The 14,085-nt window shown below is 60.3% G+C and carries 11 protein-coding genes and 1 pseudogene; 3 read left to right on the top strand and 9 right to left on the bottom strand.

The genetic code is table 11. From position 1 onward, the window contains the following. Window positions 1-45: 45 nt before the first annotated feature. The 5 genes from AB9K35_RS01560 to AB9K35_RS01540 form a co-directional block, all read right to left on the bottom strand. A complete protein-coding gene (locus AB9K35_RS01560; RefSeq protein WP_369924147.1) occupies window positions 46-1,959 on the bottom strand; it encodes a type IV secretory system conjugative DNA transfer family protein in 1,914 nt (637 codons plus the stop codon). A 16-nt stretch (window positions 1,960-1,975) separates the two neighbouring features. After that, window positions 1,976-3,904 carry a relaxase/mobilization nuclease domain-containing protein gene (locus AB9K35_RS01555; protein ID WP_369924146.1) on the bottom strand — a complete coding sequence of 643 codons (1,929 nt, stop codon included), beginning with the start codon at window positions 3,902-3,904 and terminating at the stop codon, window positions 1,976-1,978. After that, window positions 3,897-4,517 carry a helix-turn-helix domain-containing protein gene (locus AB9K35_RS01550; RefSeq protein WP_017469578.1) on the bottom strand — a complete coding sequence of 207 codons (621 nt, stop codon included), beginning with the start codon at window positions 4,515-4,517 and terminating at the stop codon, window positions 3,897-3,899. The genes AB9K35_RS01555 and AB9K35_RS01550 overlap by 8 nt, the downstream gene beginning before the upstream one ends. A 412-nt stretch (window positions 4,518-4,929) precedes the next feature. Further along, a complete protein-coding gene (locus AB9K35_RS01545) occupies window positions 4,930-5,106 on the bottom strand; it encodes a hypothetical protein (RefSeq protein WP_369924144.1) in 177 nt (58 codons plus the stop codon). A gap of 635 nt (window positions 5,107-5,741) precedes the next feature. Continuing rightward, the gene (locus AB9K35_RS01540; RefSeq protein WP_008335621.1) at window positions 5,742-6,080 is read right to left on the bottom strand and encodes a DUF736 family protein; all 339 of its coding nucleotides are present in this window, start codon (window positions 6,078-6,080) and stop codon (window positions 5,742-5,744) included. A gap of 1,114 nt (window positions 6,081-7,194) precedes the next feature. Here AB9K35_RS01540 and AB9K35_RS01535 point away from each other — a divergent pair. Further along, window positions 7,195-8,568, top strand: coding sequence for a hypothetical protein (locus tag AB9K35_RS01535; protein ID WP_369924143.1), 1,374 nt, complete (start codon window positions 7,195-7,197; stop codon window positions 8,566-8,568). A 190-nt stretch (window positions 8,569-8,758) separates the two neighbouring features. Then, window positions 8,759-10,135, top strand: a complete 1,377-nt coding sequence (locus tag AB9K35_RS01530; RefSeq protein WP_017468187.1) for a hypothetical protein — start codon at window positions 8,759-8,761, stop codon at window positions 10,133-10,135. A 245-nt stretch (window positions 10,136-10,380) separates the two neighbouring features. Here the strand turns inward: AB9K35_RS01530 and AB9K35_RS01525 are convergent, their stop codons facing one another. Continuing rightward, window positions 10,381-10,806, bottom strand: coding sequence for a hypothetical protein (locus AB9K35_RS01525; RefSeq protein WP_089423555.1), 426 nt, complete (start codon window positions 10,804-10,806; stop codon window positions 10,381-10,383). A gap of 5 nt (window positions 10,807-10,811) precedes the next feature. Then, window positions 10,812-11,345: a helix-turn-helix domain-containing protein gene (locus tag AB9K35_RS01520; protein WP_017467740.1), complete on the bottom strand. Its 534-nt coding sequence runs from the start codon at window positions 11,343-11,345 to the stop codon at window positions 10,812-10,814. A 498-nt stretch (window positions 11,346-11,843) separates the two neighbouring features. Between AB9K35_RS01520 and AB9K35_RS01515 the strand changes: the two genes are divergently transcribed. Further along, complete coding sequence (locus AB9K35_RS01515) at window positions 11,844-12,626, top strand: hypothetical protein (RefSeq protein ID WP_369924141.1); 783 nt, start codon at window positions 11,844-11,846, stop codon at window positions 12,624-12,626. A gap of 88 nt (window positions 12,627-12,714) precedes the next feature. Here the strand turns inward: AB9K35_RS01515 and AB9K35_RS01510 are convergent, their stop codons facing one another. Further along, window positions 12,715-13,287, bottom strand: a complete 573-nt coding sequence (locus AB9K35_RS01510) for a hypothetical protein (RefSeq protein ID WP_369924140.1) — start codon at window positions 13,285-13,287, stop codon at window positions 12,715-12,717. Window positions 13,288-13,392: 105 nt separating this feature from the next. Beyond that, window positions 13,393-14,085 (bottom strand): annotated as a pseudogene (locus AB9K35_RS01505) (hypothetical protein); the annotation flags it as partial.

The raw sequence follows: 14,085 nt of genomic DNA, 5'->3' as shown, positions 1-14,085 counted from the left end.
ACGATTTTCCCGGAACCACTGTAGGTTAGACGGACCGTCACGTCATCACCCACCCAATAACTCCTCGATGAAATCCCCCCGCGCATCCAACACTGCCTCCCATTCCTGCGGCACAGCCGCTTCCCGCTCGAGCGTCTCAGGCTCGGGCTGCCCGCGCCCGGGCTCCATCGTCCTCACGCTCATCGCCCGCGCTTCGCGACGCTGCGAGCGATCCCGGACAGGCGCGCGCTCGGCTGGTTTCGTCTGCTCGTCTGCGCCGGCCTCATCACCAGCATCGCCTCCCCAAGGCCCCACGCCCTGCACGCTCGGCGGATAGGGGAACGGCTTACCTTCCTGGCGGGCCAACATGTCCTTGAAGAAGGGATCGTCGTAATACTTGATGCGGCTCGCCTTGATCGGGTGCTGGGGCGAGGCGAGGATGATGACCTCGTCGGGGTCCATGAGGCGCGCTTCGGTCTCCGAAAGCAGCGGTCGCTCTTCCAGCCGCGCCGAGGTCGACGTCGCGCCCAGAAAGCCCTTATTGCGGCCATACATGCGGGTCACGGCCTCGCGGGTGGTGCTGCCGACCGCGGCGGAGACCTCCTTCACCGTGCGCTGGTCGCGGGGTGTGATGTAGAGCTTGAGCCCTGCCCCGTTCTCGAGACTTTCGCGGCCTTCGGGGCCATAGATTCGGCCGAGCGAGGCCAGCGACTGCGCAATCATCGCGACACGACCTCCATAGCTTGCCAGCGAATGGATCGCGCGTTCGAGATAGGGCATGGCCCCCATCTGCTGGAATTCGTCGATCATCATCATGACCGGCCAGGGCTCATCCGGACCGGGCTCGTTCAGTCGGATCGAGGCAATTAGGTCGGCGAACATCAGGCGCAGGAGCGGAGCGAGGGTGGCGATGTGATCCTCGGAGACGGCGATGTAGAGCGACTGCGGGGTTTTCCGGAAGGTCGAGAAATCGAAGTCACTCGCCTCGGTGGCCGAGCGCACCGCCGGGTTGTCCCATTGCTTGAGACCGGCGGTCATCAGTGCCTGGATGTTCGAGGTTAGCAGCCGCGACGAGGCAGAGGCCGCATTGGTCCAGAGCTCGCGTAGGATGTCTTCTTCGGCCTCGTCGGCATAGGTCTTGTACTGGGCATTCTTGTATTCGCCCCCGGCGACGATCTTGTTGACCTCGCCAAGGTTCGGCGTGCCACGCTGGATCGCCAACAGGCAGGCCGCGACGAAGATCGACTTGCCGGCCTCGGAGAAGGTGTCGAGCGTCTTGTTGTCCTTGTCGAGGAAGAGGTCGGCGAGGATCGAGACCTCGGTGAAGCGCTGCGCGAATGTCGGGGCCTTCGCAATCCGCGCAAGCGGGTTGTAGCGATGCGTGGCGTTGGCCCAGTCGAAGGGGCTGAAGCGATAGACCTCGTCGCCGTTGAGCGCCCGCAGCCGGGCGGTCTTCTCGAAGTTCTCACCCTTCACGTCGAGCACCACGACCGAGCCCGCGAAGCTCAGAAGGTTCGGGATCACGAAACCCACACCCTTACCGGCACGGGTCGGCGCCACCATCATCACATGCGGGATGGTGGTCGAAGAGATGAACTCGGCCTTGGAACTCGGCGCGCCCAGCTTGCCACAGACGAAGCCCTTGCCGGGGGCCTGCAGCATGTCGTTCTTCTTCAGCTCCGCCTTGGCCTGCCAGTGGGCCGAGCCATAATCGTCCCGCTCTTTTTTCCAGGTCCAGGCCAGCGCGAGCGCGCCGAGGCCGATGGCCCCAAAGCCGACGGCGCCAAACCCCACCTTGAAGGCTTCTGGGTGCGCCGCGCGGGTGCCGGCGCTCGCCTTCCAGAGCGCCAGCATATCGAAGCTGCCAAACCCGGTTTTCAGGGCCAGGGTCAGATAGAAGGCCGCGACGATGGTGCCGATGACGGCGCCGCAGATCACACCGAAGAGGAGCGCGGCCCAGAGGGGAAGTGTCTTGGTCATGGTGGTCATCTCCCCCTTAGAATTCCATCTCGTCATCGAGACCGCGGTCCCGACTGAGATCACGACCCAGCTCCTGCGCCTCTTGCTGGCCGCGCAACCGCGCGACCTCGGTCGCCTTGTCCTGCTGCAACCCGGCGGCGCGGTCGGTGAAGACCTGGTCGCCGGTCTCCTCGAAGGTCATCTCGAGAAACTCCTGCGTGACGGTGATCTGGTCGAGCTTGCTCGGCAGGACCGCATCCAGCACCTCGTAGTTGCCGCGGCGAAGTTCGGCCAGGCCCTCCTCGCCCAGTTCCTTGAAGAGCTCGGATTGCAGGGTCCGCTCGACCACCTCTTCCTGTTCCTCGGTGAGCTTGCCGTCCCGCAGCAGGTCGGCGAGGTCCTGCAGGTAGGGATTGGGCGTCCGGTCGTCCTCGTCGATGAGGGGCAGTGTCGCCTCTTCCTCATCGGCAAGGGTTCGGCCGATCTCGACGCCCATCTCCTTCGCCCGTTCCATCAGAGCGTCCATCACCCCGTCGACCTTCTCGAGCGCGGCATCCAGCTGGTCGTCATTGGCAGTCTCCACGCTGAGACCGTCTTTCGCCAGCACTGCGTTCATGTCCCGCTCGACCCAATCCTGCGCCATGCCGTAGTTCCGCGTGCCACCCGCCGCGATCCGGGCCACCAGCTCCTCGCTGTCCATGCCCACCTCCTCGGCGCGCTCGAGCACGTCGCGCAGCCCCTCATCATTGCCGGACCGCAGCGCGGCGATCAGCACCTCGCTGCCCGCCCCGGGCGGATAGGGTTCTTCGAGCTGCTTGCCAAAGCGCGCGCGCAGTTCCGGGTCCGGCACCATTTGCGAGAGGTCCGCGATAATCGGAGCGGCCTTGGCTTCAAAAGCGGCCCGCTCGGCTGGATCCAGTTCCTCGGCCTTAAGCCTCAGCGCCTCAATCGTGCGCTCGGAATAGTCGATTGCATCACCGACGGTCTTGATGTCCTTCATGTCTATCTCTCCTTCGGTGAAGTTCCACGGCGTGCCCGAGCCAAGCCCGTCCGCCATGCCGCGCAGGGCGCGCGCCATGTGGCGCTGGTCCATCCGGTCCAGCAGGTCGGCGAGGTTCTTGTAGTCCTTGGCGAAGCCCACCACCTGCGCCTGGGCGATGGCGGTTTCCTGGGTCGTCATGACGATCTCGCGCGGCAGGCGGGCCTCTTCCTTGGCGCGGTAGATCTCCTCGATCCCAGCGGGCTTTTCAAAAATGCCGCGCTCGAGCCGGGTGGTCGCGTCAAGCATCACGCCATAGCGTTCGGCGATTTCGGCCTGCTTCTCGCGCATGAGCTGCGGCGACATCACGCCTTCGGCCCAGCAAGAGAACCAGGTGCCGTTTTCGACGCCGCGATTGTTCAGGATGATGTGTGCGTGCTTGTGCGCGCGGTCGTCATGGACCGCGAGGACATAGTCCCATTGGTCGCCGTATTCGCCGCTCTCGAAGAAATGCTCTGTCCAGTCCATCGCGATGTCGCGCACCTGATCGACCGTCACGTCGGTCGGGAACGAAAGCAGCATGTGTGAGGTGAAACCGAGCTTGGTCGAGCCGCGCCAGGTCCCGGCCCAGTCCTCGATGATGTCGTCTTTCTGCTCCTCAGAAAGCACCGCCGCATCGGTCAGCGCATTGGTCATCGTCGAATAAGTGTAGACCGCCTTGTCATTGATGTAGGAGAGCTGCGCCCCGAGCGAAGCGCGCGTCTTGCAGCCCCCTGCCCGGATCCGTTTGAACACCGCCGCGCGGCTCTGGCCCGAGGCCGCCTTCAGCGCGTTGCGCGCCGACAGGGATCCGACGCGCGCAAAACTGCGACCCTGGCGACGCCCCGCCAGCCGCGCGTCGATCCGTGCCGCGGCCTGACCCCGGATGCGCTCATCCTCCCAGAGCCGCCCCATGACCGAGGCGTAGAGGGCGAGCGGATCAGCCATTCCTGCCGAGCCTCAGACCGCTCCCGATCGTGCGCGGGCCGTCCTCCAGAACCGCGCTCTCGGCCCCCTGCCCTTCTTCCTTTTTCGGCCACTCCTGATGGCGCAGTGCTTGCACCGCATCCTTCATCCGGCCCATCTCACGGCTCATCGATTGCACCAGATCAAGGAGTTCGATCAGCACCGCGCGGTCCGCCTCCGAGACCTCCAACCGGCCACGATGAACCGCCTTGGCAAGCACCAGTCCGGCGTCGCTCACATCCTTCGCCTGACGCCAAGCGGCGCAAAATTCCGCGACCAGATCACGGGGTATATCAAGGAACCCACACCGCCCGCGCAGCACCGCATTGAGCGCCTGCGACCGGTTGGCAAAACCCCGCTCGCGCCACTGCGCATCGAAGGCGTCGAGCTCGGATCGGCTCGCCCGGAAGGCCACTGTCTCGCTCGGGTCACGCACTGCGATCCCCTCGCCCGCCTCCTCTTTCGCCAGTCGGTTCACGTGGCGCGGAGAGATGCCGAACGCAACTGCGAGGTCCTTCGCGCTCTCGCCCGCCGCAAAGCGCCGCGCGACTTCGATGCGCTCTTCAAGCTGCAGGTTTTTCGCTGGCCTCGGCACGGGTCAGACCCCTCAGACAAAATGTGCAAACATTGGCCATATCCTGCCAACGTCTTCCTTCTCTCCTTCGCTTATACTTCAATACATCACATTGCGCAATATTACGTTTTGAATGTTGTGTCTTTTTGCTGGTATTGGACGCCGTCAAGACCCCGCTGCGCAGCGCAACATGGAACGGGTTCCTCCCTCATCGATGCAGGACAGCCAGGTCGAAAAAGCTCCCGAAATTTGCGCTCAAGGAGCACGCAACGACAAGCCGTCCGAAAACCCGAACCGCTTACGGATCGGGCGCCGGAAACACGAGTACGGCCCGCGCGAGATAGCGCGGGTCACGCCTTTTGAGGGCGTGACGAAGCTTCTGAGAGACGGCGTCAGACCCCTGCGGATCCGAAGGCCCGCAGGGGTGTCTGGGTCAGTGACCCAGTCCCTGAGAGCGCAAGTCGTCGTAGCGGCTGCGGGCGATCAGCGCCTCGGTCTCGAGGCTGTCGAGGGTCTCGGGATGGGCGTCTTCATCGAAGGCGGCGAGGTAGGCTTCGAAGGCCATGTCGGCTTGCAGCTCGGCGAGGTCGATGGATTGGTCGAGTGTCATGGTGTGATCCTTTCCGTTGATCGTCGTTGGACGGATCGTGGAAAAGACCGGGGGCATGAGAGCGGGCTGCACCCGGCACGGGGCGGAATGAAATGGAGCACGCCGGGGACAGGTTTGTTGTGAGCGATGCCCCGCAGCGCTCAAGGCGCCAGCCGCCCAGAAACCTGTCCCCGGCGTTGCCGACCGCTCGACCCCGGGCTAGCGATCTCTAAGGCCAACAGGTCGACGGAAAGGCGCGCGGCAGTGACCCTGACGTGAGACATTGCCCCCCCGGACGCATGCCTTTGATCTGCGGTTTACACCCTCGCGGCACAGGGTGAGTTCGGCGCCCTGGCAGCTTCGCCAACACGACCCAGGCGCGGGTTGCTCGAATGAGAGAAGGAGTTCGCTTGCCTCGCTCAGCTGGCTGCCAGCTCTCCCTGCGGAAATTCTGTTCCGACTCGGGTTCGCGCTATGCACGTTGCCACTGAACAGAAGGATCGAAGCCGCGTCAGCGACCTATCCAATCTGACTATCCGCCTCGGCGTCCGCGTCCGAAAAATGCGGCATCCTTCGGACACCGATACTTCGCTGGCCAAGGGCTAGTTCCCCGGAACGAGAAAAAGCCAGACCGCCGGAGCGGTCTGGCCCTTGGCTTAGGCGGCGTCTTTGGGACCCCAGGGGATGACGGCCTGCAGGGACAGATCGTCCTGGTTGGCGGCCTTGCCAAGGTTGGCGTTGAAGCCGTGGTCGCGGATGGTCAGCGTGTAGTAGTCGGCGCCGGTCTCCTTGTTCTGCTTCTTCCAGATGCCGCCACACTCGACCAGCTTGCCGCGCGGGGAACGGCCGAGGACGCGGTGCGTGGGGGCCATCGGGTTCGCGCTTGCGACGGGTTCGACCGTGATGTCGAGATCGAAGGTCAGGGTCGAGATGGAGCCGACGCCCTTGGCGGTTTCGATGTCGGCGCTGGTGAATTTGATGCAGTTCGTGGTCATTGCTCTTCTCCTTGTTTGCGTTGCAATGATGGTCACCTTGCAGCTGGCCAAGGCCCGGCCACACCGAAGGCGGAGCGCAGCGGAGAGGGGCAGGCGCCGGTCTTTTTGATCCGCGAGGAATGGCCCGCAGGGTCAGGGGAAAAAGATCGGCGACAACCTTTGTGGACGGGACGACAGCTGCGACCAGCATGTCATGCAACTCAGACAAAGGGAGAAGTGCGGTGGCCGCGAAGGAAGGTGGGTGAACTGCCGACAAGGATGCGGCGGGGTGCGGTGTTTTCTCTGTCCTTTTGCCCCGATCCGAACCCGAATGAGGCAGAGCTTTCCCTGACCCTGTCTCATGTGTCGCGACGGCTGGTTCTCGTGGCAATGCGATGTGTGTTGTCTGGAAGAGCCGCAGGAAGACCGTCGAAGCATCGATACTGTGCCCGACTCCCCGGGATTTCGAACGGACCCTCCAAGGCAGCCCGATAGCTTGGATTTGCGCAGCACGACCATCACCGGCCTTCTGCCAGCTGCGGCCAATGCAATCCGGCGGTCGCCGGACCTCGTTTGCGGCCCATGATCGCGGCGCGGAGTTGCGTGTCCGGCAAAGTGAGGACCAACACCGGCCGAGACGCGAGGTACGTGATCACTGATGTCACATGCCCGCCCCAGCGACCGTCACCGAACGGCCGAGATGAAGCGTTGCCACGACCATGCGACGGTTGGCCGGGCTGGCTCCGGAGGAGACTGGCCGGCCAGCGGCACGTCGCAGGGAGAGGCGGCGTTTCAGCTCGGGGAGGGCGGCTGCGTGCAGCCGACCGAGTAGGGCGCGGTCCTGACCAACGGGCAGGAGGGGCCAAGATCATCGAGAGAGGCCCACAGGTAGTTGCTTGCCGAACGTCCACGATGTAAGGTCGAAAAGTCACTTGGGGCTGGCGCGCTGTAAAGTACAGGTCGGCGCAGCAGGTGGAAACCAACCCAGCGAACCTGATCCGGGCCCATTGGATCCTGGTTTGCCGAGCTTCTGGATATTCATCGGTTTGCTCAATCAGCTGCGCGCTTTCCGACTCCTGCTATAGGGCCCACGGCTTGAATTTGGACTCGGAGGCACGCCAGAGGAATGAGCAAAATGAACCTGAACACTGATTTGCAGTCAGCCGAGACCTTTTCGATCAAGCTCAAAGACCTGTCAAAAGGCGTCGACCGAATTCTGGAAAGATGGACCGGCGAAAATCGCCCTACCAAGCTGACACTTTTGAACGATCTTGCCGCCGCAATCTCCCCAGGCTCAAACTGGGGAGCGCTGAAAGCGAAACAAACCCAGCGAGCCCACCCAAAAACGGGGCAGAACACCAGTTTCATCCCCGCGATCAATCGAAGCGCCAAAGAAATCCCCGCGCGCTTGGCCGAAATGAAAAACACCGGGAATGGAGTTGACCTCGCATACCTCGTCGAAGAAATCCGCCCCCTATTTGCGATGCGGCACGCAGGCGATCCGATCATAGGTTTGGAACTCAGCGTCGTGGAAGGGAATGGGTACAGCGAGGCGTCCATCTATGCAAAACTGATCTTGAATCGTGGGGACGCCATTGGCATCGCCGAAGCCTATGCATCGGACCTTGAACCAGTCGTTGCGCAACTCGTCTACAATGCAATCCAAAACCTGAACTCTATCGAGTTGTACCCCACCTTGGCGCAGAATGCTTGCAGTGCGCTTCGGATCGTTGTTGGCCCCTTCGATTGCGTGCTGTCTATTCCGGAGTTCTATGGGCGTACGCCCGACGAAAGCCATGCATCTCAAGGGGTGCGGGTCCTTCTTGATGAAGGCGATACGCCGTCGGTCACCGATCTAGATCTGGCTTTGCGCCTGTTATCGGCAGTGGCCCCCCATCTCGGCCAGAAACAATTCATGGAACATGGGAGCGTCCGGTTCAGGTTGTCGCAGCCACTCATGCAGGTTTGGGAACCGATTGGGTTTACGGCGCCTGACCTTCTCGATGATCGGCCCATGTTCTGGATTCCTGACGGCGAATACTGGGCGCATGAAGGCGATAACTACCTTCTCGATCACAACATTTGGACGTACAGCACACTTGGCGAGCCGCTCGATCTGGCTTTGGCCCTGATCAATATAGACGACCCGGATGTCTACCTGAGGGTCGCGCTGACCCCGATGCCAAAAAGGTCGCAGAGATCCGGCCAACGACAGGAGAACTGGCGGGGCGGATTTCATCGCGACTTTCAGGTCCTGCGGATACGAGAGGGTGAACCAACGCAAGAGCTTCGTCTGGACGCAGAAACAAAAAAACGCTTCGAAGCGGGGTTCCTTGGGTGGGCGATGCATGAAGGGCACGAGGTAATCGACGACAGAACCCTGGCTAGGACTGAAGCTCTTATCCCGCGGGACCTGAGGCGTGCCTCGCAACACCTCCTTCAGGTGGAGGCGATTATGAATGGCGTCGACCCCAGAGACAAAGAACTGTTGCGGGGTTTCAGAGCATGACGTCAATAGCCTGCGGCGTATCCGGCAGCATTGAATCAGTTCCAGCGCTCTCGCGGATCGCAGGAATCGCGGATCTCTGTGAGGCTGAGTGCGCAGATCCATTTGAGATTTGCGTTCATCTTGGTGCATGCAGTTTTCATGGGTTTCAGGTCCGGCAAATACGGGGACAGGCACGAACTAGGAGTGCAGTGTGAACAGCGATCAAGTAAACAGAGAGCATTTCTTCTACGTTGCCGTAGCGCGGTTTGTTTTTTTGCATCAAAAGCATGGTATCGTTTCGGTCCGGGATCCGATCAGGCTGGCAGACGCCGAGACGTTTGGCCTGACCCCGCTATTGATTTATGGCCTTAACGTGGCTGGCCTGCCCCTGCGCTGGATGACCTTTTCAACACTTGATGAACCAAGGCCCATCCTGTCCGTTCTGCAGGAGGCGTGGTCGCAAGCCGAAGGCCTGCGCGGATTGCCGGACACATTACGGGTTAATCGCCACCTGGCCTCCGCCGCCCCCGGTTTGGCTTCTGACCTCGCGAAGATCGGCGTGCATCTCGCGATTACCGACGCTGCAGACAAGACCCATCCAGCTGCACTGCGAACGGCACAAGACGCCGCCCGGTGGTTGTTGAGCCGAAACAGGAACGAGACGGCCGATAAAGACCCGTTGCTCGCGCTTGTTGAAAATGCAGCTCGCGACCACCGTTATGACAGCCAGCGTGGGGCAAACAGTGCTGCGCCCGCGAAAGTGCGGCAGCAAATTGAACATTGGCTTGCCCTCCCGGTTCGCAAGGCCGAATTACGTCCCACCGAAGGGATAGATTGGACCCCTGGCAAATGGCTCTATCCTCAAGAGGCCTCAATACCGCCGAAGCAACCACGGTACTTCCAGCACGACGGCTTCGACGGAAGGGTTTGGTTGCTCACTGGGCATGAGCAAGATGGGGACTGGATGGACGTCGACGATGATCCAATTAGCGACGGTTTTGAAGAAGTGGCCGCGCTGCTGAGGAACCTCGTCGAGTGCTGGCCAAACCCACCCACCGAAATCGCGACTGCAGTTGGGATCACACTTCGACAACTCAAGTGGTTTATCTCCGGTCGCGCTGATCTTGACCAAAACGTCCGCCATCGTCTCGAGAGGCTTCTTGGCATAGGCGTGGATGAGCGCTCAGGTTACTTCACCGCATGCGGCCCATATGTGCTGATCGCGCGCAAACCACAGGCGCTGGAGGCCGTCTACACCGAGATTTCTGGCGGTGGAGACGCAAACCCTTGGGAACTGCTTCCCAGTGCCGGTGCAGCCGATCCAAGCTGGCGATATATCCTGATCAACACTTACGGGTCGCCACCTAGCTTCGTCATGGTTGCCCGTGGCGATCGGATTGCTGATCGGCTCGACGACCTGATTCTCAACTTTGCTGGGCCTCGCTCGGTCGCCCGATCCTTCTATCAGGATGTCGTCGCAACCTGCGCTCGCGCGAGCCTGAACCCTGAGGCAAACATTTCGTCGACCACCGAGTTTGCTCTGCGCCATGAGCAGCACTGGACAGATCGCGTATGGCAACCTGAGTAGCGGAGTGGTCCGGCGCGATGACTGTAGCCGTCCCCTTAACTCAGCGTACGCAGCACAATCCTTGACTCTCGGCGCTCAATCATTATCTTTGTGGCGTGCCATAAAGAGCATCTTGGGCCGAGTTATCTTGGATATCGCTCCGCCCACTTGGATGATGGTTCTGCCAAGGGAACCATTTGCAGGACACGTAATGGTGGCGTCCGACCCCTTGAGCTAAGGACGCGCTGCTACTGCGAGCACATCGATCAACGCACGGTTCCCACACGGGTACCGTGCGTTTTAGTTCCGGAAAAGGCCGTTATCACCGACCAATGTGGATCTTCGCCACGAGGCGTACGATGTTCAACAATTGCGGTCCCGGTCCGCGACCGGACAGCCATAGCCCTGAGAGTCCTCCAATTGTGATCCCCGAAAAACACGGGGGTGCCCTCTCGGACAATCGTCGCGACATACCCGGCCACGGACCCAAAATCGGGAAAGCCGGCCGCGACCATCTCGCGCTCGTGCTCAGCCCAGATGTGCTCGGCACCGAAGCCGCGATTGGGGCCAGTGTGCCGCCCACGAAAGAGGCGGATCTCGCCAGCCGGCAGGATGATGCCCGGCGCGCGCATCTCAAGCAGCCGTCCGAATGCGAGGGCACCCGAAGGATGCAGGATCGGGGTCATCGACATCGATCTCAGTCCTCGGTCTTTGCAGTTGTCGCACGCTGCTTGGCGGCCGCTGCCCGCGCATTTGCCCGAGCATTCGGGCGCTCTGTTTTCTGACGCGCGGCCTCGCGTTCAGCCCGCTCGTCGTCAAAATCCGGGGCGAGCTTCTTCAGTTTCCGTACCAGCCCATCGAGGTGATAGATGTTGGATCCGAAATCCCCTGCCGCTGTCGTTTGCTGCTCGCGCCTCAGAAACCCCTGTGCCTCCAAGTCGCGAATATGCTTCTGCAAGGTCGTCTCAGACATATCCAGACGTTCCAGCAGCTTCCGTTTTGACGGGAAGGGTGGCTTTGCCGGGTCCATCCAGTAGCTCAACAACTGAACCAGAATATTGAACTGGGCCGTGTTCAACCCAAGACGCTTCTGGCCCCGAACGAGGATGTTCGGAACACCGGTAAAACCATGACTCATCACGGCGGGGCCGAAGATCCTTTCGGTCGAGGACTTCTGACGCTTTGCCGGGGTGGCTTCAGCCTTTTGTTGCGATGTCTTCTTCTGGGGCATGGCTCGCGCCTCCTTTCGGCATTCGATCTACGAGCCACGTTTCCCTAGAACAAGGCGCCCCACGAGATTGGCGGTGTGCAGTTTTTGTGCCCACCCGTATTTCGTTATCCCGGTGACTGCCCTGTCCCGGTATCTGGATGACGATACTTAGCTGTTCAGGTTCTTGGGTCAGGTGGATCGAGATCTACACCTACCCGTGGGGGCAATTATTTGCCATCGCGAAATGCGCTTGGATCCCAAAATTATGCTGGTTCCACCACTTGAATAGCGTATCTTCCTGGCAAATGCCACACTGAGTGGGCCACCGAGCGCCAGCCAAACCCGCAGCCTTACAAAAGATGATGTTGCAATAGCTGCGCCTCATCACTAACTTCAATCAGCAAGGGTGAACCCCGTAGCTGTCGCCGGCTGAAACCTTCGTCTCCTAATACTGCACCTGACCTCGATCTCTCACTCGATGGTCGTGTCTAACCGGCGATCACGGCCTTGGAGATGAGCATGATCGAAGCCACCATTCCGTTTCACCTGTCTGCAGCCGACTTGCCTAACTTGAAAAAGGCCGAGGCGCTGCATCTGCCGAGTATTGCCCCCAGCCTCCGCCCGGAACTAATTGCGCGCGCCTTTGGCTTTCACACCGCCACTGGCTTCCGGCAGACGCTCGAAGCGGCTCCTGATCGCGAGTATGAAATCAAGCTCTGTTTCCAGACGGCAGCAGGCTTCGCCTCCTCTCGCGGCCTCGTCGTGTCGGCTCGGAACATCTACGATATCCTCGCGACGACCGTGATGGTGAAAGAAGCCTCACGAGATCCGGAAATCAACGACATGGGATATGGCAACAGATATCTCTGGCCGGAAAACCGCCATATCCGGGACGACCTGGCTGGTGTGCCTGTCCACATGCAGGGCAATGCCCGGTCAGAAATTTGGCGCAAGCGGATCAGCGAGTCTCGTGCAAAGGTAACGGACATAGCGAAACGTGACAGCCTCCTTCATGCGCTGGCCTATGCGTCCTGCCTGAAGAAGATCAAGACAACGCAAGAAAAAGGTTCCTACTTCCTGAAGCACCGAGCCGAAGAAACGCCCTTCCGGCTCTTTGGAGACGTGGTGATCGGATACAGTTACGTATCGAACACGGATATGATCATCGCCATGCTGTATCTTGGCTTTCAGATGAATGGTCGGCACCGGATGGTCGAAAGGCTCAACCCACGGTTCAATTATTCAATGAAATCGGTTGTTGCGATGAAGCCGCATTCTGTCCGACAAGCAGATGCGGCTTGAAGTATTCAAGGATGGCGGAAGATCCGTTTAGACTTGTCGCCGGAATTCATTAGGGGACATGTTATGTCCAATTGAGAAAAAGAGGTCGCTATGCCTTCTGCCCATGATAACCACGTGCCTCGAATTCCAGCCGGCCAAGTTCGGAAAGCAAAGCGACCTCAGGGGGTTGGTTACCGTACGACCGCTTCCTATTCATCAGCATTTCAATTGTGTTCACACGCGATTGCAATCCGGTTGGACTGACGGCCATCTTTAGTCGACTCAGCGCGGCTTGGTCACGGTCTTTCTCAAAGGCTGTCAGCGCATCGAGGACCTCCTCACCTCTGCTTCTTGGCCGATCAGAAAAGTCAGGATTGCTATCCCGGTCAAGCAAAGGATCTGCCGCAGCTGCGTCCAACCCCTTGCCGATGGCGCTCGTAATTCTCTCAATCAACTCGCGCCTATAGTCCTGAGAACCCGAAAAGTGGGCATTGCCGACAAATAGGTTCGGAAATCGAAAGTGCCTCGCAACAAGTCCAGGAAGCATCTCTTGAATATGAATGACACCGGACAGCAACTGATGCGTGCTCTCTGCATCGCTGTCTGAGCGCCAAGTTCCAAATCCTTCCAGTTTCTGAAGAATGCTGTCGACGACGACATCCCCAGTGTTCCAGTATTTCATAGCTACCTCACCACGGGGGGATGAAGCCGCCCCTACCGTTTTCCATTTTCGTCCTGCGGCGAACAGTAATGCGCTGCCTTAATGTAACCCGAGCAAGTGGGCGGCCTAGACAGCAATCGCCGCTTGGGCTGCTATGAGTGCTTCAACTGCAACCTGAACTTCCGCATAGAGCTCCGCTTCGAGCTCGCCTGCATCGATCTCGACAATCAGCGCATAGCGCACAGATGGCAAACCTTCATCCAGAAGCTTTTTCGACTTCCACCATCCGGTGACGGGGTGAACAGCCAGCAAGTTGCGCCGCGCTAGATCTGAAGCCTTACACGTCAGCTGATCTATATGGAGGGAGCCGACATGGCGCCGATTGCTACCGTAGTCCCAAAGATCATCCTCGTCGTTTGCAGGACCATCGGGCTGTTCGGCCGCCTTGCTGATCCGAGCCAGGAATTGGGCTTCGTTCTCGCCAGCGCGATTGAGTTGGAAACGTAAGTTGTGGGACGCGTAGCGGTACCGAACGCCGCGTGAGGCTTCGGACGGGTTCGGAGCGATGAAGCTGCTGAGTGCCACCCGCAAGGTCACATCGCCATTGCCGAGCGCGCGCAAAGCCTCAACGGGCCAGGGAAGGGCGAACAGCTTCATTTCATTGTGGACATCACCGCCGGTCTTTTCAGAAATTCCGTAAGGCGTAATCGTGTCTTCCAAGCAGTGTCCCAACGGTTGGTGTAATTTCCGCCGGTAGCGCGGGCTGAGCTGAGCCTTCGCGTAGCGAAGCGAGGCCCGCGCGAGCCGCTTGGCGGCCAT

The sequence above is a fragment of the Leisingera sp. XS_AS12 genome (genome assembly GCF_041224635.1).
GTDB lineage: Bacteria > Pseudomonadota > Alphaproteobacteria > Rhodobacterales > Rhodobacteraceae > Leisingera.
Note: the sequence above shows the minus strand (reverse complement) of the source record. Positions and strands in the feature narration are given on the sequence as shown.